Source organism: Pseudoalteromonas sp. SG44-1 (assembly GCF_014164315.1).
In the GTDB taxonomy this organism is placed as follows: Bacteria; Pseudomonadota; Gammaproteobacteria; order Enterobacterales; family Alteromonadaceae; genus Pseudoalteromonas; species Pseudoalteromonas rhizosphaerae.
Map to the genome: position 1 here is coordinate 1 of NZ_JACJEW010000002.1, position 20,106 is coordinate 20,106.

Here is a 20,106-nt window from a genome sequence, read left to right on the forward strand (position 1 = left end):
GTGATCTAAATCCACCGTTAGCTAATTAAAATAAAGGTCAAAATAGACAGTCCAATGGCGCGACGACAGGTTTTTCTTGAAGGAATGGCAAACAACGTGGTTTTATAGAGCCGCTTTACTGAGGTGAAAAGCGAAATTTTACGGTCAACAAAGGCATGAAAAAACTGATCTTACGGGTTAAAACGAAAGTAAACTCCCAATACAACTGTATTGCTTAGTTCATAATATAGAAAAGCTGCAAACAGGCTGCATTAAAACCACTTAAGCCGTAATATAGCCAGTAAACCAACTGTAATACCTTGCAAAATGCCAATTAAAGCAACAGCAAATCCTTTTTTATATTTTATGTGAAAGTCAGTTGTCGATTGAATCAAAATAGGAACTCGGCTATGGTTAATGCATCAATAAAAATAAATTAAAAACGAGTTATTCTACAAGCTCGTTAGGTGAAAAAGGAAGTTCAGTGTCTGCCAAAAAAGTAATGTTCGCTTTAGATATCGAAAACGGTTGGCCACCAGTAAGTGCTGAAGGTGCTTGGTGCGAGCGAGTTAATGGTAACTATAAGTTAGTTAATGCCCCTTTCTTTGTTCCTGATTTGGCTTATGGCGATATTTTTTCTGCTACTCCGGATGAAGTAAATGAGCATATATTTGAATTTAAAGTTGTAAAAAAGTCAGGTCATTCTGTTATCTGGGTTATGAATAATGATGGTATAGATACCACTTTTTTCATAGATATGCTTAAACGACTAGGTTGTAAAGTTGAGACTCTCAACCAGTTTTCTTTAATGTCAGTCGATGTACCGCCAGGACTAGATCTTGATGCACTAGATCCACTATTAGATTTACATGAAGAACAAGGCTTAGAATATGCTTTTCCAGTCTGGAGGCACGGTGATTAATTTAACCTAATCGGGTAAACGTAGGTCTATAACCTCCAGCCCCCACACCACCCATCATGCACTTTTTATTAAAATGAAGTGCAATGGGCGGGTCATCTCCCGTAATGAATATTGATCCAAATATCTCTCAGTGACACTAAACCTTGTGAATCTAAGTCATTGCCTAGCGCAATGTTAATTCCTTTTGTTTTCGAGCTTCAACGGTAAGCATATGGCTAACAACACCTAGTTTACTCAATGTTCCAGGGTAACAGCGGCTCAAGGTTATTAGGCTGCTCAGTAAGGTGCCCAAGCAAGTAGAAATATAGTGCTAAAAACTGGACTAACATTGGCACTAAACGATAGCTGAGGCGAAAGCTAAGAACCTTAATTAATTATTTATGAGCAACTGTTTAAAAAATCAATAACGTCCTCTTTTAAGTCACAATACTCATCATCATTCAAATGCAGTACATCTAAGACTTTTGATTCTATAATACCCCACTGTGGTATAGGCGAGCCTCGTCTGACCGTAGTCACTAAGTTTTCAGACATTTTCAAAATAGCAAAGCAGATTTGTTCATCTGTATCTGTCACCTCAGCAAGAATAGCTGCATTGTGGTGGTTGAGGATTAACTGACATATCTCTTTTGGTAAATGCCAACTATTAGCAAAATAATAGCCAACAACTGCATGGTTTGTTTTATATAAACGCTCTTCAATCTCAATAATAGTTTCTTTGTCTGTTTGATTAGCACAGTGTAAAGCGGTTAAATAATTATCATATTTTATTGCCATAGGAGGCACACCGCAATCATGAAAAAGCCCAAGCGTATACAAGGGCTCTATGGCTATCTGTTTTTTAAGACGCTGACCTATCATCATGTTTACATTAGCAATCTCGGTTGAAGTATCCCAAAATCTTTCTAAACTAATACAGCTGTTATCGGTTGCAAACATTTCTTTTAATTTCAAGCCCTGTGCAAGCGTATTGACTCCGTCCCAACCAAGAAACATCACGGCTTGTTTTATATCAGCAACAGTACGAGATAAGCCATAAGCAGGAGAATTTATTATTTTTAGTATTGCTGATGAAATTGCTAAATCTTTTACCACTACCTTAGCGGCATCAGCAATAGGCGCATCGCCAGTTGCTATTAAATTTTGTAACTCAGTTAATATTTCAGGTTTAGGAGGAATAATAAAATTTCTATTTATATCTTTCAGTATCTGTTCGTTTATCTCAATCATGTATGTTTGATCCCTGAAGGTGCTTATCATTATAAGAACAAATAGATAATTAATAGTAGAAGTTCATCGCAACTATGACAACTAAAATAGGAAGCGCTAAATGAATTACAGCCCAATTCGTTAAGCTATTACTGATAAACAAAAAAAGCACTGTATGTACATACAGTGCCATTTAAAATGCTACTTTATTAACCAATTAAGTTATAAAACAAAAACGGCAAGCCGAGGCTTGCCGTTTTATTACACTTAAAAAAGGTTTACTTACAAACGAATACCGCCGTCAATCTCAACCACGCGACCGGTGAAGAAGTCGTTTTCGATAATATACTGTGCTGTGTGCGCAATTTCATCCGCTTCACCAAAGCGCCCTACGGGTGTTACTGCTAGCATACGCTGCTTGGCTTCTGGTTTCATAGCATCAGTCATATTAGTACGAATAACGCCTGGTGCAATGGCACCTACACGAATACCAAAACGGCCAAGCTCTTTTGCCCAACCTGTAGTCATCGCTACCACACCCGCTTTCGACGCAGCGTAGTTAGTTTGACCAATGTTACCTGCACGAGCAACACTCGACATATTAACTATCACGCCACCTTTACCCGATTCAATCATATGACATGCAGCTTCACGCCCCGCTAAAAACACGCCGGTTAAGTTTACATCAATCACTGACTTAAATTGATCAAGCGCCATTTTTGCAACCACTTTGCCTTCTTTGGCTTTGATAAACATACCATCGCGTAAAATACCGGCATTATTTATCAATACACCAATATGACCAAAATCTGTATTGATGGTATTAAATGTATTTACCACCGCATCTTCATCAGTCACATTGGCAACATAGGCTTTTACAGTTACACCATGTTGGCTAAGCTCAGCAACTGCATCATCTAACAACGCTTGTTGCATATCAATTAACGCAATATTAGCACCAAGCGACGCAAGTTTATGCGCCATTGCAAATCCTAAGCCTTGTGCGCCACCGGTGATCACCACGGTATTATTTTTAATTTCCACCTGTTACTCCTTCGAGAATAATTTAAATATGGCGCTAAAGTCTTCGCTGCCCGCACCTTGGTGTTGCAACATGGTATAAAGGTTTTTAGCCATTGACCCCATCGGGGTTACTGAATTACTTTGCTGCGCGGCTTCCATCGCAAGACCTAGGTCTTTAGCCATTAAATCAACCATAAAGCCTGGTTTATAATCATTACTAGCAGGGGCTGTGTCCATCACACCTGGGCAAGGATTGTAAAGCTCAAGAGTCCAGTTACGACCAGAGCTGGCGGTCATAATGTCGCTCAGCACTTTTGCGTCAAGGCCATTATTTATACCCATTTGAATTGCTTCACTGGTTCCCGCCATAAGAATACTCAATAGCATGTTATTACAAATTTTTGCGACTTGTCCTGCGCCAATATCACCTGCATGAAAGATATTTTTACCCATATCAGCAAGCACCGGCTGGGCCTTAGCAAATTGCTCATCGCCACCACCGACAATAAAGGTCAATGTGCCAGCCGTTGCACCGGCAACGCCACCAGACACTGGCGCGTCAACAAAGGCAATACCGTGTTCACCAAGTTCAGCACCGACTTCGCGCGCCGATGCAGCATCAATCGTTGAGCAATCAATAACCAATGTGGTTTTAGCTAACACATGGACAAGACCGGTATCACCTAAATAAAGTGACTTAACGTGCTTACTGGCCGGTAGCATGCTGATCAATACATCAACATCCGTTGCACAATGTTTAGCATCATCCGCGGCGATCGCGCCATTTTCAGCAAGTAGATTTACGACCGTTCGGTTTAAATCAAACACCTTAACCTGATGACCCGCTTTAACTAAGTTGGCAGCCATTGGGCCACCCATGTTACCTAAACCAATAAAACCAATAGAAAGTGACATAACATTATCCTTGTGTAAGTTGTTTTAGTGGATGTGAGTCGTGATCCCAACGTTGAACGAAAAAACTCTCGACTAATTCATCTGGGATCTGTTCAAGCGTTTTAAACTGCCAATTAGGCGCGCCGTCTTTATCAATCAGTAACGCACGAATACCTTCTTGAAACTCGCCGACTTCACCACAGCGAACCGACATACCCAGTTCCATTTGAAAGCATTCGCCTAAACTTTTACCTTTTGAACTAGCAAGTTGACGCTCAACTAAGGCGCAACTGAGCGGGCAACCATGCTTTAATGCTTTTTGTGCTCGGGTAAGCCACGTATCGTCAGTTTCTAGATTTAAGATATAATTTACTTTATCGCGTAGATCAGTAAATTCACCCAATTGTTGAATGGTGGCTAAATGCGCCTTTACATTGCCTTTTGGCATTCGCCCAGAAACATTATCAAGTTCGGTAAGTAAACTGGTCAGCTTCTCGTGATTCAATGAAGCCGTTTTACCCCACTTAATGCTGCACAATTGCTCAATCAGAGTGTCGTATTTATCCGCTTTGAGGTAGTGATCAGCTAATGCCACATACATTGCATCGTCACAATTAATAGACGCTGCAGTTAACCCCAAAAATAAGCCGACATGTTCAGGCATTTTATGTAGAAAATAACTGCCGCCTACATCTGGGTATAAACCAATTGTTAGCTCAGGCATAGCTATACGTGAGTTCTCAGTTACCACACGATGACTTGCACCCGCCATTAAGCCTAAACCGCCGCCCATCACAATACCATTACCCCAAACAAGGATCGGTTTATCATAACAATGAATGAGGTGGTCAAGGCGATATTCGTGAGCAAAGTAATCTTCTATTAGATTTGCCGGTTCACCGCTGTTCATAGCATTATGCAGGCTGACTACATCACCACCGGCACAAAATGCTTTATCCCCTGCCCCTTTAAGTATCACCATCGCTACATTACTGTCAGCCGCCCATGCGTTAAGTTGCGGCGCTAATAATTTGATCATCTCAAAATTAAGTGCATTTAACGATTTAGGGGAGTTGAGCGTGGCAAAACCAATGAGTGAACCGTTTGCAGCGCTCGCAGTTTCAAACACCACGGGCGCATCTGGTGAATTTAATTGCGTTAACTCAATCATTAGCCATTCACCCAATTTGCTTTGCGTTTTTCTAGGAAGGCATTCACCCCTTCTTGTTGATCTTGTGTATCAAACAAACCAACAAATAACTCACGTTCAAGCGGTAATACATGCGCCATTGGCTGAGTGCGGCCCTTTTGGATCAGGGTTTTACAGGCACTAACAGCAACAGGACTTTGATCTGCCACTTGAGTAGCTAATTTAAGTGCCACAGCAAGACTTTCGCCTTGTGGTACCACTTCTTCAACTAAGCCGATTTGTAGGGCTTTATCTGCTTTTAGACGCTCACCACATAAGATCATACGTTTAGCCCAGCCTTCACCAACTAACCATGCTAGGTTTTGCGTGCCACCCGCACACGGTAGTAAACCTACTTTGGCTTCTGGTAGTGCCATTTGTGCTTGCTCTTCTGCAATGCGAATATCACATGCTAACGCCACTTCTAGACCACCACCCATGGCATAGCCATTGATCGCGGCAATGGATACACCTCTAAATGCAGTTAATGCTTCAAATGCGTCACCAAATACTTGCGACATAGTCGCTGCTACGCCTTTATCGCCACCAGCAAATACATTTAAATCAGCACCAGCACTGAAGAATTTTTCACCTTCACCGGTGATCACTAAGGAGTAAACATTTTTATTGCCATTGAGCTCATTTACCATATTTTTTAAGGCAATTAACGTGTCTTTAGTCCAGGTATTCGCTGGCGGATTAGACATGGTTAAAATCGCTACGTGACCTTCAATGGTTAATTCAATACTTGGGTTTGACATTTCGCGCTCCTTATAGAATATCGGCTGCTGATTCAGCTAAAATACGGCGTGCAATAATCACCCGCATGATCTCGTTAGTACCTTCAAGAATTTGATGAACGCGCACATCACGAACGTGGCGCTCCAGTGGGTATTCTTTGATATAACCATAACCACCATGAATTTGTAGTGCGTCATTACACACAGTAAAACCTACATCAGTGGCAAAACGCTTTGCCATGGCGCAATAAGTGGTTTTTTCGCTGTCATTATTATCAAGTTTAAAAGCCGCTAAACGCACCATTTGACGCGCCGCAACAAGCTCGGTATTCATATCGGCAATTTTAAATTGCAGCGCTTGAAAAGCAGCCAACGGTTTACCAAATTGTGTGCGTTCTTTTAAGTATTCACGGGCTGTTTCAAGTGCCGCTTGGGCAGTGCCAATTGAACAAGTTGCAATATTAATACGCCCGCCATCAAGGCCTTGCATTGCAAACTTAAAGCCTTCACCTTCTTGACCTAATAAATTATGAGCAGGTATGCGTACATCTTCAAAACTAATTAGTCGTGTTGGCTGCGCATTCCAGCCCATTTTTTCTTCTGCTTTACCGTATTCAACGCCTTTGGCATCAGCCGGTACTACAAACGCAGAAATACCCGCCGCACCTTCACCGCCAGTACGCGCCATAACTACTAACACTTCGGTCTCGCCTGCGCCTGAGATAAACATTTTTGAGCCATTGATCACGTAATCATCGCCATCACGAACCGCTTTTGTTTTCAATGAGGCTGCATCGGAGCCTGAACCAGGCTCTGTTAAACAATAAGAAGCTAGTAGTTCACCCATAACAAGTTGGTCACAATATTGAGCTTTTGTTTGCTCAGTACCAAAACTTGCAATCATCCAGGTCGCCATATTGTGAATGGTCAACATGGCGGTTGTAGCTGTACAACCCATCGCCAACTGTTCAAAAATAATACTTGAATCTAAGCGCGACAGGCCTAAACCGCCTGCTTCCTCTGGCGTATACAAACCACAGAAACCCAGTTCACCTGCAGCTTTAATGGTATCTTTTGGAAAAATATGTTCGCGGTCCCATTTTGCTGCATAAGGAGCCAGTGCTGATTCTGCGAATTGACGAGCTGTTTGAGCAAATGCTTGCTGATCTTCAGTTAAATTAAAGTCCATTGGAGACCTCTTGTTTATAATTGCGTTGTCAAATTAGATATTCGTGAAGAGCAACGAAGGCAATATTGTGTGTGAAATAGCCTTCGTGCCCCTCTTTTTTATTATGTGGAGTAAGTTAAATTAGTTATTTAAGATTAATGCTCATGTTTGGACCAGAGGCAATCTCGTCTTCAAACCAACGTGAAGTAATTGTTTTGGTCTCAGTATAAAAACGAATACCTTGCTTACCGTACGTATGCGTATCGCCATAGAATGAACCTTTCCAACCGGTGAACGAAAAGAATGGCAGTGGCACAGGAATTGGTACGTTAATACCCACTTGACCAACTTCAATCTCATGTTGGAACTTACGCGCAACCGCACCACTTGAGGTGAATAACGACGTGCCATTCCCAAATGGAGAATCATTTATAAGCGCGATTGCTTCATCAAGCGAATCAACAAACATACACGCCAGTACTGGGCCAAAAATTTCTTCTTTGTATAAATCCATCTCAGTGGTGACGTCAGTAAATAAGGTAGGTCCTACCCAGTTACCTTTTTCATAGCCTGCAACAGTAAAATCAGAGCCATCAATTAAACACGTTGCACCTTGCTCTTTACCTTGTGCAATCAGTGACAAAATACGCGCTTTGGCTGCGGTCGATGTTTGCGGACCATAGGCTGCATCTTTGTCATCCCACACACCCGGGCGCACATTGGCAAAACCGGCTTTGATATCTTCAACCCAGTCTTTCGCTTGGCCAACAAACACCGCCACTGAAATACCCATACAACGCTGACCCGCAGCACCAACAGAGGCACCAACAAGGTTATTAACTACATGTGAGCGACTTGCATCAGGCATGATCACCATGTGGTTTTTAGCACCGACACAGGCTTGTACACGTTTTAAATTAGCCGTGCCTTTAGAGTAAATGTATTCACCTACGCCACACGAGCCAACAAACGAAATTGCGCGTACTACGGGATCTTCTAATAAGCGGTCAACTTGTACTTTAGTGCCATGAACAACTTGTAATACACCTGCTGGTGCGCCGGCTTCAATGAACAGTTCAGCGAGTCGCATTGGCGTCAGCGGATCTTGCTCAGAGGGTTTTAAAATAAAGGTGTTACCACAGACAATCGCAAGTGGGAACATCCATAGTGGGATCATCGCTGGAAAGTTAAACGGCGTAATACCCGCGCACACACCCAGTGGTTGCATGTATGAGTAAGTATCGATTTTACGGGCCACGTTTTCCATGGTTTCGCCCATCATTAAAGATGGCGCATTAGCTGCTTGCTCAACCACTTCAATACCACGCCAAACATCGCCTTTGGCATCTTCAAAGGTTTTGCCTAATTCATGGCAAATAATGGTGGCTAGTTCATCGTGGTGCTCTTTTAAAAGTGCTGCATACTTCATCATAATGCGCGCACGTTCAGTAATTGGCACGTCTTTCCAGCTTTTAAAGGTGTCTTTGGCAGATGCGATAGCCGCATCCATTTCAGCGTCGTTAGCACACGGAACTTGTGCTAACACTTCTTGGTTTGCTGGATTAATAACGTCAATCAGTTGATCTGATGTTGATTGAACAAATTCGCCGTTGATCAGTAATGGTACTTGGTGCATAACGCACTCCTCCCCAGAGGGTAATAAATTAAGCCGCAGTAGTTATTGTTAAAAGAGCCTACGGCTGTAAGAGTTTAAATTTAACTAATTTATAGTGCTTCAACCGCCAGTGCGACCGCCTCGCCACCGCCAATGCATAAAGACGCTACGCCTTTTTTCAGGCCACGATTTTTAAGAGCATGGATAAGTGTCACTAAAATACGTGCGCCGCTAGCACCAATTGGGTGGCCAAGTGCACAAGCACCACCATTAACATTCACTTTACTGGCATCAAGTTTTAATTCATTAATCGCCAACATTGTTACCATGGCGAATGCTTCGTTAATTTCCCATAAGTCAACGTCGTCAGTTGTCCAGCCTGCTTTTGCAAGCAAACTATTCATTGCGCCAACAGGAGCAAGAGTAAACTCACTTGGTTTTTGAGAATGGGTACTGTGCGCAACAATACGACACAGTGGCGTAAGCCCTTGTGCTTTGGCGTGCGATTCACTCATTAAAATAAGGGCTGCGCCACCGTCTGAAATTGACGATGAATTAGCCGCAGTGATGGTGCCGTCTTTTTTAAACGCAGCACGCAAACCGGGAATTTTTTCTGGGCGTGCATTACCTGGTTGCTCGTCAATGCTGATGGTTACATCGCCCTTGCGAGAGCTAATAGTGTGCGGCGCAATTTCATTTACAAAATCGCCATTTGCAATCGCTGCATTGGCTTTGGTCAGTGAATTAAGTGCAAATTCATCCATTTGCTCGCGGCCAATACCGTATTCATCAGCCGTATCTTGAGCAAAACAGCCCATCGCTTTATTATCGTATGCGTCTTCTAGGCCATCACTCATCATGTGATCTTTAATTTCGCCATGGCCCATACGCATACCGCCACGCGCTTTAGGAATAAAATATGGCGAGTTGGTCATGCTTTCCATGCCACCTGCAACCGCGCTGTTAATTGAACCGGCTTTAATTAAATCATGTGCAAGCATGGCGGCCTTTAAACCTGAACCACATACTTTATTGATGGTCGTAGCGCCAGTACTGCGCGCAAGACCTGCTTTTAACATTGCTTGACGTGCTGGCGCTTGACCTAAACCTGCCGGTAATACACAGCCCATGATCACTTCATCAATAGCTGTATCGCTTAATCCGGTGTCAGCAAGCGCACTGGCAATGGCTGTTGCACCTAACTCAGTGGCGGCTGCATCACTAAGGGCTCCCATAAAACCACCCATTGGGGTGCGTTTTGCTGCTACAATAACAACGGCTTCGGTAGTCATAAAAAAGGCTCCATTTTATAATTGGCTATATTCATATGCAGAGATTAGCCAAACACTGTAATTTATAATCTGCTTATGAGCATACATAATATTTACGTTTACGCCAACGTAAATCTAAAATCAAGGTTTTTGCGCCCAACGAAAGTGTAAACATATCTTTATTTTGCTGTAGCCTAATACAAACAGCGCCCCTGCAAGCTGCATTAATACAGGTTACACCTGCTATTTATGGCTTTAGGTTATTAGTCTAAAGTATAAGTTCTACAATCCACTTTACCTTTACGTAAACTTCACTTATATTGGAGTTATTCGAATGAGGTAAAAACACTATGAATCAAGATAATCAAACAAACTTTGCAAGTTCAGCCGCCGAACCGGCAAGCAATGAACAAACCTTTAGTATCAGTGAACTGGCTAAAGAGTTTGATATAACCACCCGCTCAATTCGCTTTTATGAAGATCAGGGCTTAATTTCACCTGAGCGTAATGGCCAAACCCGTATTTATTCAAAACGCGATAAAGTGCGTTTAAAACTTATTTTACGTGGCAAGCGGTTAGGTTTTACCTTAGCTGAAACAGGCCGTTTGTTTGAACTTTATGATGCCGATAAATCCAGCGCTAAACAGTTAGTGACTATGCTTGACTTAATTTCAGATAAAAAAGCTGATCTAAGCCAACAAATGGATGACATTAAAGTTGTCTTGATGGAATTAGTAACCGCAGAGCGTCGTTGTCGCGACACCTTAAATCAATTAGATGAATAACTAGCTTTAAACAATAACGATTAAATGACTATTCATTAACAGTCTCTCACACAGGAATGAATCATGAGCACTATTTCACTATATAAAGAAATGAACTTTGGCCTTGGCGAAACCGCAGATATGATCCGCGATCATGTAAACAGTTTTGCTAGCCAAGAAATTGCCCCTTTAGCTGAAAAAACCGATCTTGATAATGCGTTTCCTAATCAGCTTTGGCCACAACTTGGCGAAATGGGCTTACTAGGTATGACCGTACCCGAAGAGCTCGGTGGTGCCGGTCTTGGTTACCTTGAACACGTAATCGCAATGGAAGAAATTAGCCGAGCGAGTGCCTCTATCGGCCTAAGTTACGGTGCTCATTCTAACCTGTGTGTTAATCAAATTAATCGCAATGGCACGCAAGCACAAAAAGAAAAATACTTACCTAAATTAATTAGTGGTGAGCACATTGGTGCCCTTGCCATGAGTGAGCCAAACGCAGGCTCTGACGTAGTATCAATGAAACTTAAAGCCGAGAAAAAAGGCGATAAGTACATTTTAAACGGTAATAAAATGTGGATCACCAATGGTCCAGATGCGCATACTTTAGTGATCTATGCTAAAACTGATTTAACCGCTGGCGCTAAAGGCATCACCGCATTTATTGTTGAGAGTAATTTCCCTGGTTTTTCTACCGCCCAAAAACTCGACAAACTCGGGATGCGCGGCTCAAATACCTGTGAATTAGTGTTCGAAAACTGTGAAGTACCAGAAGAGAATATTCTTGGCAATTTAAACGAAGGCGTTAAGGTACTAATGAGTGGCCTTGATTATGAACGTGTTGTACTAGCGGCAGGCCCGCTGGGTATCATGCAAGCCTGTATGGATATTGTAGTACCGTATATTCATGAACGTAAGCAGTTTGATACACCGATTGGTCAATTTCAGCTGATACAAGGCAAAGTAGCCGACATGTATACACAAATGAATGCAGCTCGCTCTTATGTATACACTGTTGCGCGTTCATGTGATCGCGGTGAAACCACCCGTAAAGATGCCGCAGGCGCAATTTTATATGCGGCAGAGCTGGCAACTAAAATGGCACTTGATGCTATTCAAATTCTCGGTGGTAACGGTTATATCAACGAATACGCCACTGGCCGCCTGTTGCGTGACGCTAAGCTTTATGAAATTGGTGCCGGTACCTCGGAAATTCGTCGCATGCTAATTGGTCGCGAATTATTTACTGAAAGCCGTTAAGGATAAGCGCTATGACTATTTTAAAATCAAGCGTCAACCCTCACGACCCGCAGTTTTTGCAAAATCATAAAAATATGGCGGCACTGGTTGATGATTTACGCGATAAAGTAAGCGAGATCAGCCAAGGTGGTGGCGTAGCGTTAATAGAACGCCATGAAAGCCGTGGTAAAATGTTCGTGCGTGAACGCATTAGTACCTTACTTGACGAAGGTTCACCATTTTTAGAGATTTCACAATTTGCAGCCTTTGGTGTTTATGAGCAAGCGATTCCTTGTGCCGGTGTAGTTGCTGGTATTGGCCGTGTTAAAGGCGTTGAATGTATGATCATCGCCAATGATGCGACAGTTAAGGGCGGCACCTATTTTCCGCTAACCGTTAAAAAACATTTACGCGCACAAGATATTGCTGAGCGGTGTCACCTACCGTGTATATATTTGGTTGATTCAGGTGGTGCCAACCTACCTGAGCAAGATGATGTGTTTCCTGACAAACTGCACTTTGGTCGTATTTTTTATAATCAAGCGCGGATGTCGGGCAAAGGCATTCCACAAATTGCAGTCGTTATGGGTTTATGTACCGCAGGTGGCGCGTACGTGCCTGCAATGGCCGACGAAAGCATCATTGTAAAAGAGCAAGGCACAATATTTTTAGCCGGCCCACCGCTGGTAAAAGCGGCTACAGGTGAAGAGGTAACCGCAGAAGAACTTGGCGGCGCTGATGTCCACTGTAAAACATCAGGGGTTGCCGATCATTACGCTGAAAATGACGCTCATGCGTTATCAATTGCTCGCCAATGTATTGAACGAATTAATTATCAACGCCCTACTTCGCCAATATTAGAGCAAGTAAAAGCACCGCGTTATGATATTAACGAATTATACGGCATTGTTGGCACCGATCTTAAAAAGCCATTTGATGTTCGCGAAGTGATTGCACGTACCGTGGATGACTCTTCGTTTGATGAGTTTAAACGTTACTTTGGCGATACCTTAGTGACTGGGTTTGCGAAAATCTATGGTCATCCGGTTGGGATTGTTGCTAACAATGGCATTTTGTTTAGTGAGTCAGCTCAAAAAGGCGCGCACTTTATACAGCTGTGCGCACAACGAAATATTCCACTGGTGTTTTTACAAAATATTACCGGCTTTATGGTAGGTAAAAAATACGAAGCCGAAGGCATTGCTAAACACGGTGCTAAAATGGTGATGGCTGTTTCGTGTGCTGATGTTCCAAAATTTACCGTATTAATTGGCGGCTCTTATGGCGCAGGTAACTATGGCATGTGTGGTCGTGCGTTTGAACCGACTATGATGTGGATGTGGCCTAATGCGCGTATTTCTGTGATGGGCGGCGAACAAGCAGCAGGCGTTATGGCGCAAGTTAAACAAGATGGTTTAGCCCGTAAAGGCCAAAGCATGACTGATGAGCAAATCAGCGAGTTTAAACAGCCGATTATCGAGCAATACGAGCAACAAGGTCATCCATACTATGCCAGCGCCCGTTTGTGGGATGACGGTATCATCGATCCAGCAGATACCCGTAGTGTGCTAGGTTTAGCCCTCAGTGCCGCAGCCAATGCACCAAAACGTGATTCGCAATTCGGCGTATTTAGAATGTAAGGACGTGAGTATGTCAGTAACACTACAAATAACTAAATCAAATGTGGCTGTACTCGTTTTAAGTCGCCCTGAAAAGCGCAATGCCTTTAACGAGCAAGTGATCCAAGAACTTATTCAATGTATAGAGCATGCTAATAGCTTAGATGTACGCGCCCTTGTTTTAAAAACTGAGGGAGAGCATTTCTCTGCAGGGGCTGATCTTAATTGGATGAAGTCCATGGCAAACAATGACTTCAGTGAGAATCTTGCGGATTCAAAACAACTTGCCAAATTAATGCATGTATTAGCCAGCAGCCCACTGCCAACGGTATGTGCTGTGCAAGGCGCGGCATTTGGCGGCGCACTGGGCTTAATTGCCTGTTGTGACATAGCCATATGCCAAGACAATGCACAGTTTTGTTTAAGCGAAGTAAAACTTGGCCTCATTCCAGCTGTAATCAGCCCGTATGTGATCAGAGCCATTGGCGAGCGCGCTGCACGTCGTTATTTTTTAACCGCTGAGATTTTTGATGCCCACACAGCCAAGCAATTAGGCTTAATTCATCAAGTAACCGGTAAACTTGAATGCGCGCTTGATCAACTACTCGAAACACTGATCAACAACGGCCCTGTCGCGGTTCGCGCAGCAAAACAATTGATCAACGATGTAGCTGGCCATGATATTAGTGAACAAATCATAAATTTAACCGCAGAGCGTATCGCCAAAATTCGCGTATCTGAAGAAGGTCAAGAAGGGTTATCTGCCTTTTTTGAAAAACGCCCACCAAATTGGCAAAAATAGGGATCACCATGAGCACACAATCATTACAAAAAATTCTTATTGCTAATCGCGGCGAAATTGCCTGTCGGGTTATGCGTACCGCAAAGCAAATGGGCTTAACCACTGTGGCGGTTTACTCTGATGCAGATAAAAATTCACAACATGTAAAACTCGCCGATGAAGCCTACCATATTGGCGCAGCGCCGAGTAAAGACTCCTATTTGGTAGCTGATAAAATTATCCAAGTAGCACTGGATGCCGGTGCTGATTGCATTCACCCTGGTTACGGCTTTTTATCTGAGAACAGTGAATTTGCAAAGGCCTGTGAAGCCAATAATATTGCGTTTATAGGCCCACCAGCGAGCAGTATCGAAGCAATGGGCTCAAAAACCCGCGCCAAAGAAATAATGGCAGCCGCGAATGTACCATTAGTACCTGGTTATTATGGTGACAAACAAGATCCTGCGTTTTTACAAGCTGAAGCTGAAAAAATTGGTTACCCAGTGCTTATCAAAGCAGCCTTTGGTGGCGGTGGTAAAGGCATGCGCGTGGTTGAACATGCAAAAGACTTTATCAGTGCTCTACAAGGTGCACAGCGTGAGGCAATCGCCGGTTTTGGTAACGACTTAGTACTACTTGAGCGCTATGTTAATAAACCACGCCATGTTGAAGTGCAAGTGTTTGCTGATAATCACGGTAACTGTGTGTACTTAGGTGATCGTGATTGTTCATTACAACGCCGCCATCAAAAGGTGATTGAAGAAGCCCCCGCGCCTGGTTTATCTGACGAACTACGCAAAGAAATGGGAGAAGCCGCAGTACGCTGTGCACTTGCGATCAATTACCGAGGTGCAGGCACGGTGGAGTTTTTACTGTGTGGCGATGAATTCTTCTTTATGGAAATGAACACCCGGCTGCAAGTTGAGCACCCTGTTACTGAAATGGTGACTGGTGTCGATTTAGTTAATTGGCAAATTAACGTCGCCGCAGGTAACCCATTACCCATGCAACAAAGTGATATCCAATTACAGGGCCACAGCTTTGAAGCGCGTATTTACGCCGAAGATCCAAGCAATGACTTTATTCCTTGCTCTGGTACCATCAATGGCTTGTATATACCAGTTCAATCTGAGTATGTACGCATTGATACTGGGATCATGCAAGGGGATGAGATCAGTCCATTTTACGATCCTATGATCGCTAAATTGATCGTTCATGATGACTCGCGCGAGCAAGCTTTAGCACGATTAAGCACAGCCCTTGAACAATTTCATTTAGCGGGCTTTAGTTGTAATGTGAGCTTCTTACACACCCTTGCTAACCATGCAACCTTTAAGCAAGGCGCTCCTGATACTCACTTTATTGAAGAGCAAGGCGATGCGTTGCTTAAAGTTAATCAACAACACGCTGTTAGCAGCCGCATTATAGCTGCATTTAGCTATTTAACTGGGCTTAATCGTCAAGGAACTCAGAACGCATGGGACAGTCTAGCTGGTTTTAAACTCAATGCAGAAGCAACAATCAAGGTGCCATTCGTTGATAATGCGATCACTGCAACAGCTCATCAAGCGGGGTACACAGTCCGCATCGATGAGGTTGACTATACAACCTCTGGCAGTATCGACAATAACCTGTGTAGTGTATTTATCAATGGCAATAAACATATCGCCCATGTGGTTACTGCAGACAATAGCATCACAGTAATGTACAAGGCATTGCAAACTACCTTTGATATTTTTGATAAACACTATATCAGTGATCACGAAAGCGATGCCCTACCGCTTGCAGCACCACTTAATGGTACCGTTGTAAAACACCTTATTGACGTTGGCAGCACCATCACAAAAGGTGATGCTGTGGTGATCATAGAAGCAATGAAAATGGAATATACGCTCACCGCCCCCCATGATGGTGTATTGCAAAGCTATTGTTTTGCAGAAGGTGCTCTGGTGAGTCATGGTGCCCTATTAGCAATTGTCAGCGATGAGAGCGCAGCAGATGAATAGTACACTACCAAGTCATGTTCGCATTGTTGAAGTTGGTGCCCGTGATGGCTTACAAAACGAGCGTGCAGTAACTACCCAAGATAAGGTAACCTTAATTAACGCTCTTGCTGATGCAGGTGTTAAAGACATTGAAGCAGGCGCATTTGTATCACCGAAATGGGTGCCACAAATGGCCGATTCCAGCAATGTGATCAGTGCGCTTGATTTACCTACGACTAATTTAACGGCACTTACGCCTAACTTAAAAGGTGCAGAAGCAGCCCATGCTGTAGGTATTAAAGAATTTGCTATTTTTACCGCTGCCAGTGAAGCCTTTTGTCAGAAAAATATTAACTGCTCAATTGACCAAAGCATAGCCCGCTTTACTGATGTAATGGCCTTTGCTAAATCACATAATATTCGTGTTCGTGGTTATGTTAGTTGTGTGCTTGGCTGCCCATACGAAGGCGATATCGATCCGCAGCGCGTACTACAAGTATGTCAAAAGTTATTAGACCTTGGTTGTTACGAAGTAAGCCTAGGTGACACTATTGGCGTAGGTACCGCAAAAAAGGTCGATGAGCTGTTGGACGTGCTACTAGCTGAAATTGATAAGTCATTGTTAGCTGTTCATTTTCACGACACTTATGGTCAAGCGCTCACAAATATTTACACTGCCTTAAAGCGTGGTATAGCAACGGTTGACAGTGCGGTTGCAGGCCTTGGTGGCTGCCCTTATGCAAAGGGTGCGTCAGGAAATGTTGCCACTGAAGATGTAGTTTACTTACTACAAGGACTTGGCATAGAGCATGGAATTGATTTAGAAAGACTGGCTAAAGCTGGTTGGGCAATTTGCACGGCATTAAATAAACAACCTGTGAGCAAGGTATCCTTGGCACTTAAAAATCAAACTACTGATCAATAGTCTATATTTAGCCTTAAATTAGTAGTCATATAATTACAAATAAGGAGTGGGCCCATGGCCGGTTTCGATAAAGTGGTTTCAAGTTATGAAGCTGCAATGGAAGGCTTAAAAGATGGCGATACCATTATCGCTGGTGGTTTTGGTTTATGCGGTATCCCTGAGGGATTGATCAGCGAAATCAAACGTAAACAAACCAAAGAACTTACTGTGGTATCGAATAACTGCGGTGTAGATGATTTTGGTTTAGGTATTTTATTGCACGACAAGCAAATTAAAAAAATTATTGCCTCCTACGTGGGTGAAAATGCCCTATTCGAACAGCAATTGTTGAGCGGCGAAATTGATGTAGAGCTTACTCCGCAAGGTACGCTGGCTGAAAAAATGCGTGCCGGTGGTGCTGGCATTCCTGCTTTTTATACAGCAACAGGTTACGGTACGCCTGTGGCAGAAGGTAAAGATGTAAAAGAATTTAACGGACGCCCTTATATCTTAGAAGAATCAATCACTGGTGAGTTTGCCATTGTAAAAGCATGGAAAGCGGACCGTTATGGTAATTTAGTGTTTCGACACACGGCGATGAACTTCAACCCAATGGCCGCAACAGCAGGTAAAATTACCGTTGCTGAAGTTGAAGAAATTGTTGAACCAGGCGAACTTGAGCCAAGCCAAATTCACACCCCTGGTATTTTTGTTAATCGCGTGATCAAAGGTAACTTTGAAAAACGCATTGAACGTGTAACCACTCGCGATTAAGGAGCAATAATTATGGCATTATCACGTGAACAAGTCGCAATGCGCGTTGCACAAGAACTACAAGACGGTTATTACGTTAACCTCGGTATCGGTATTCCTACGTTAGTGGCAAACTACGTACCTGATAACATTGAGGTGATGTTACAGTCTGAAAATGGCTTACTAGGCATGGGGCAATACCCTACTAAAGCAGAGCTTGATGCAGATATGATCAACGCGGGTAAAGAAACCGTGACAGCAGCTAAAGGCGCAGCCATATTTAATAGTGCAGATAGTTTTGCAATGATCCGTGGAGGTCATGTAGACTTAACTGTTCTAGGTGCATTTGAAGTTGACCAAAACGGTAGTATCGCATCGTGGATGATCCCTAAAAAGTTGATCAAAGGCATGGGCGGCGCGATGGACCTTGTCGCTGGTGCAAAAAATATTATCGTTACTATGACCCATGCAAGTAAACATGGTGACTCGAAACTGCTAGAAAGTTGCTCTTTACCTTTAACTGGTGTTAACTGTGTGAAGAAAATAGTAACAGATTTAGCCGTGTTAGAAGTCAAAGACGGCGCATTTCATCTTTTAGAACGCGCACCGGGCGTGTCAGTTGATGAAATTATTAGTAAAACAGCAGGTAAATTACTTGTTGATGGTGAAATCCCTGAGATGGTTTTTTAATTTAACGCTCAGGTCCACCTTGTACCGACCTCATTCCCAGTGCCAATGGCGCTGAGTTACCCAAAATCCCTCGCAAGAGGGATTTTTTTTGGCTGCACCAATTTGTCACACAAATAGCGTATAATGCCCCATGATTGTGAAAATCACTGAAATTGCTTAAACATATAATTTAATAAGCAACGGAAATAACTTAATATATTAGCTATTTAAATACTTATAGCAGATTAAACAATCCAATAAAGTCTATTTATTAGGCATTCTGGCAAATATTACCTATTCCCATACTTTAAGCAGAGGTTTTTTGCAAATTGGGATAATAATTGCTTAACTAACGTTATTGAGAATTACTAGCAACGACTATGCAAACACCTATCAGAGGATTGCGTTCATTTTGTTTTGCGGCAAGAACGCTAAGCTTTAAAGAAGCCGCCAATCAGCTTTATTTGACTCCATCTGCTGTTAGTCATCAAATAAAGCAACTAGAAGAACAGTTAGGGATTGAGTTGTTTGAGCGCCAAACACGCTCGATCAGACTTACAGCTGCGGGGAAAAACTTTTATGACTCGGTATCACCACTTATAAAAGCACTCGAAAAAACCATTAACGAATTTAGTCAGCTGCAAGAAAATATAACCATCAGCATTACTTTGCCAGAGTTTTTTGCCAGTGAGTTATTAATGCCGAAACTGAGCGAGTGGACTGTTGAGCACCCTAAAACCAATTTACAACTAAACACCATGAAAACGCGTAAAGAGTTAACTAAACAAAGTGATTTATCTATTGTGCTGTCGTCTTCGAAGCCAATTGAAGGCGTTGTCCACGAGCTGTTTTCATTACAATACACACCGGCTTGTAATAAAGAAAATTGGCAACAGTGGCACAAAAAGCCACTTGAAGCATTACAACAAGTGCCGTTAATTTTGCACAAAGCGCGTCCTTGGGCTTGGCATCAATGGGCTGAACATGCAGGCCTTGATGACTTTTCACCCAAGCAAATTATACAAGTAGATAGTATGTTTGGTGTTGCCCGTGCAGCGCAACAAGGTATGGGTATAGCGCTAATTCCTTTGCCTATTAGTCAAACATGGTTTGACGAAGGCTGGTTGTGCAACTTTACTGATGAACCATTAGTAACCAAGGATAAATACTATTTAGTACAGCACTACCCTGGCGAGGCAAATGCACAGCTTGAGCTATTTATAAAATGGCTGCTAGACACATTTAAACACTTAAAATAAAGCCAATAACAGTGATGATCCGACATTAATTGTACTCTTATAATTTGATATACAACTCATTAAATACGATAAACCCAGCTCAATGGGTTTATCGTAAAAATAGTTTATTTTGAAGCCTTACTC

Annotated in this window: 18 protein-coding genes; 10 read left to right on the plus strand and 8 right to left on the minus strand. The window is 42.7% G+C overall.

What is annotated here, in order from left to right:
• Positions 1-463: 463 nt before the first annotated feature.
• Entirely contained in the window at positions 464-901 is a 438-nt protein-coding gene (locus H5187_RS01070; protein WP_182718992.1) for a DUF4265 domain-containing protein, read from the plus strand.
• A 378-nt stretch (positions 902-1,279) separates the two neighbouring features.
• Here H5187_RS01070 and H5187_RS01075 read toward each other — a convergent pair whose 3' ends face one another.
• The 8 genes from H5187_RS01075 to H5187_RS01110 form a co-directional block, all read right to left on the minus strand.
• Complete coding sequence (locus tag H5187_RS01075) at positions 1,280-2,131, minus strand: HDOD domain-containing protein (protein ID WP_182797460.1); 852 nt, start codon at positions 2,129-2,131, stop codon at positions 1,280-1,282.
• A gap of 261 nt (positions 2,132-2,392) precedes the next feature.
• Positions 2,393-3,154, minus strand: coding sequence for an SDR family oxidoreductase (locus H5187_RS01080; protein ID WP_145233291.1), 762 nt, complete (start codon positions 3,152-3,154; stop codon positions 2,393-2,395).
• Positions 3,155-3,157: 3 nt separating this feature from the next.
• Positions 3,158-4,048 carry a 3-hydroxyisobutyrate dehydrogenase gene (gene mmsB / locus H5187_RS01085; protein WP_182797461.1) on the minus strand — a complete coding sequence of 297 codons (891 nt, stop codon included), beginning with the start codon at positions 4,046-4,048 and terminating at the stop codon, positions 3,158-3,160.
• A 4-nt stretch (positions 4,049-4,052) separates the two neighbouring features.
• Positions 4,053-5,198 (minus strand): enoyl-CoA hydratase/isomerase family protein, encoded by a 1,146-nt coding sequence (locus tag H5187_RS01090; protein WP_182797462.1) that lies wholly within the window; start codon positions 5,196-5,198, stop codon positions 4,053-4,055.
• Positions 5,198-5,977, minus strand: coding sequence for an enoyl-CoA hydratase (locus H5187_RS01095; protein WP_182797463.1), 780 nt, complete (start codon positions 5,975-5,977; stop codon positions 5,198-5,200). Before H5187_RS01095 ends, H5187_RS01090 begins: the two co-directional genes overlap by 1 nt.
• A 10-nt stretch (positions 5,978-5,987) precedes the next feature.
• Positions 5,988-7,145 (minus strand): acyl-CoA dehydrogenase family protein, encoded by a 1,158-nt coding sequence (locus H5187_RS01100; protein ID WP_145233281.1) that lies wholly within the window; start codon positions 7,143-7,145, stop codon positions 5,988-5,990.
• A gap of 124 nt (positions 7,146-7,269) precedes the next feature.
• Positions 7,270-8,760: a CoA-acylating methylmalonate-semialdehyde dehydrogenase gene (locus tag H5187_RS01105; protein ID WP_182797464.1), complete on the minus strand. Its 1,491-nt coding sequence runs from the start codon at positions 8,758-8,760 to the stop codon at positions 7,270-7,272.
• Positions 8,761-8,849: 89 nt separating this feature from the next.
• Entirely contained in the window at positions 8,850-10,031 is a 1,182-nt protein-coding gene (locus H5187_RS01110; protein WP_145233277.1) for an acetyl-CoA C-acyltransferase, read from the minus strand.
• Between the two features lie 329 nt (positions 10,032-10,360).
• Between H5187_RS01110 and H5187_RS01115 the strand changes: the two genes are divergently transcribed.
• The 9 genes from H5187_RS01115 to H5187_RS01155 all read left to right on the plus strand — a co-directional run bounded on the left by H5187_RS01115 (position 10,361) and on the right by H5187_RS01155 (position 19,983).
• Positions 10,361-10,795, plus strand: coding sequence for a MerR family DNA-binding transcriptional regulator (locus H5187_RS01115; RefSeq protein ID WP_145233276.1), 435 nt, complete (start codon positions 10,361-10,363; stop codon positions 10,793-10,795).
• A 63-nt stretch (positions 10,796-10,858) separates the two neighbouring features.
• Positions 10,859-12,034 carry an isovaleryl-CoA dehydrogenase gene (locus tag H5187_RS01120; RefSeq protein ID WP_145233275.1) on the plus strand — a complete coding sequence of 392 codons (1,176 nt, stop codon included), beginning with the start codon at positions 10,859-10,861 and terminating at the stop codon, positions 12,032-12,034.
• 11 nt (positions 12,035-12,045) lie between these two features.
• A complete protein-coding gene (locus H5187_RS01125) occupies positions 12,046-13,653 on the plus strand; it encodes a carboxyl transferase domain-containing protein (protein ID WP_149982463.1) in 1,608 nt (535 codons plus the stop codon).
• 10 nt (positions 13,654-13,663) lie between these two features.
• Complete coding sequence (locus tag H5187_RS01130; RefSeq protein WP_182794776.1) at positions 13,664-14,434, plus strand: enoyl-CoA hydratase/isomerase family protein; 771 nt, start codon at positions 13,664-13,666, stop codon at positions 14,432-14,434.
• 8 nt (positions 14,435-14,442) lie between these two features.
• Positions 14,443-16,419, plus strand: a complete 1,977-nt coding sequence (locus H5187_RS01135; protein WP_182730586.1) for an acetyl/propionyl/methylcrotonyl-CoA carboxylase subunit alpha — start codon at positions 14,443-14,445, stop codon at positions 16,417-16,419.
• On the plus strand, positions 16,412-17,323 hold the full coding sequence (locus H5187_RS01140; protein ID WP_145233271.1) for a hydroxymethylglutaryl-CoA lyase: 912 nt from the start codon (positions 16,412-16,414) through the stop codon (positions 17,321-17,323). Before H5187_RS01135 ends, H5187_RS01140 begins: the two co-directional genes overlap by 8 nt.
• Before the next feature lie 54 nt (positions 17,324-17,377).
• On the plus strand, positions 17,378-18,076 hold the full coding sequence (locus tag H5187_RS01145) for a CoA transferase subunit A (protein ID WP_145233270.1): 699 nt from the start codon (positions 17,378-17,380) through the stop codon (positions 18,074-18,076).
• Positions 18,077-18,088: 12 nt separating this feature from the next.
• The gene (locus tag H5187_RS01150; RefSeq protein ID WP_145233269.1) at positions 18,089-18,745 is read left to right on the plus strand and encodes a 3-oxoacid CoA-transferase subunit B; all 657 of its coding nucleotides are present in this window, start codon (positions 18,089-18,091) and stop codon (positions 18,743-18,745) included.
• 359 nt (positions 18,746-19,104) lie between these two features.
• The gene (locus tag H5187_RS01155; RefSeq protein ID WP_145233266.1) at positions 19,105-19,983 is read left to right on the plus strand and encodes a LysR family transcriptional regulator; all 879 of its coding nucleotides are present in this window, start codon (positions 19,105-19,107) and stop codon (positions 19,981-19,983) included.
• Positions 19,984-20,106: the final 123 nt, after the last annotated feature.

Excerpts from the sequence above, each read along its gene's own strand:
- H5187_RS01075 (WP_182797460.1), bottom strand. The coding sequence starts at position 2,131 with ATGATTGAGATAAACGAACAGATACTGAAAGATATAAATAGAAATTTT.
- mmsB (WP_182797461.1), bottom strand. The coding sequence starts at position 4,048 with ATGTCACTTTCTATTGGTTTTATTGGTTTAGGTAACATGGGTGGCCCA.
- H5187_RS01090 (WP_182797462.1), bottom strand. The coding sequence starts at position 5,198 with ATGATTGAGTTAACGCAATTAAATTCACCAGATGCGCCCGTGGTGTTT.
- H5187_RS01095 (WP_182797463.1), bottom strand. The coding sequence starts at position 5,977 with ATGTCAAACCCAAGTATTGAATTAACCATTGAAGGTCACGTAGCGATT.
- H5187_RS01100 (WP_145233281.1), bottom strand. The coding sequence starts at position 7,145 with ATGGACTTTAATTTAACTGAAGATCAGCAAGCATTTGCTCAAACAGCT.
- H5187_RS01105 (WP_182797464.1), bottom strand. The coding sequence starts at position 8,760 with ATGCACCAAGTACCATTACTGATCAACGGCGAATTTGTTCAATCAACA.
- H5187_RS01110 (WP_145233277.1), bottom strand. The coding sequence starts at position 10,031 with ATGACTACCGAAGCCGTTGTTATTGTAGCAGCAAAACGCACCCCAATG.
- H5187_RS01115 (WP_145233276.1), top strand. The coding sequence starts at position 10,361 with ATGAATCAAGATAATCAAACAAACTTTGCAAGTTCAGCCGCCGAACCG.
- H5187_RS01120 (WP_145233275.1), top strand. The coding sequence starts at position 10,859 with ATGAGCACTATTTCACTATATAAAGAAATGAACTTTGGCCTTGGCGAA.
- H5187_RS01125 (WP_149982463.1), top strand. The coding sequence starts at position 12,046 with ATGACTATTTTAAAATCAAGCGTCAACCCTCACGACCCGCAGTTTTTG.
- H5187_RS01130 (WP_182794776.1), top strand. The coding sequence starts at position 13,664 with ATGTCAGTAACACTACAAATAACTAAATCAAATGTGGCTGTACTCGTT.
- H5187_RS01135 (WP_182730586.1), top strand. The coding sequence starts at position 14,443 with ATGAGCACACAATCATTACAAAAAATTCTTATTGCTAATCGCGGCGAA.
- H5187_RS01140 (WP_145233271.1), top strand. The coding sequence starts at position 16,412 with ATGAATAGTACACTACCAAGTCATGTTCGCATTGTTGAAGTTGGTGCC.
- H5187_RS01145 (WP_145233270.1), top strand. The coding sequence starts at position 17,378 with ATGGCCGGTTTCGATAAAGTGGTTTCAAGTTATGAAGCTGCAATGGAA.
- H5187_RS01150 (WP_145233269.1), top strand. The coding sequence starts at position 18,089 with ATGGCATTATCACGTGAACAAGTCGCAATGCGCGTTGCACAAGAACTA.
- H5187_RS01155 (WP_145233266.1), top strand. The coding sequence starts at position 19,105 with ATGCAAACACCTATCAGAGGATTGCGTTCATTTTGTTTTGCGGCAAGA.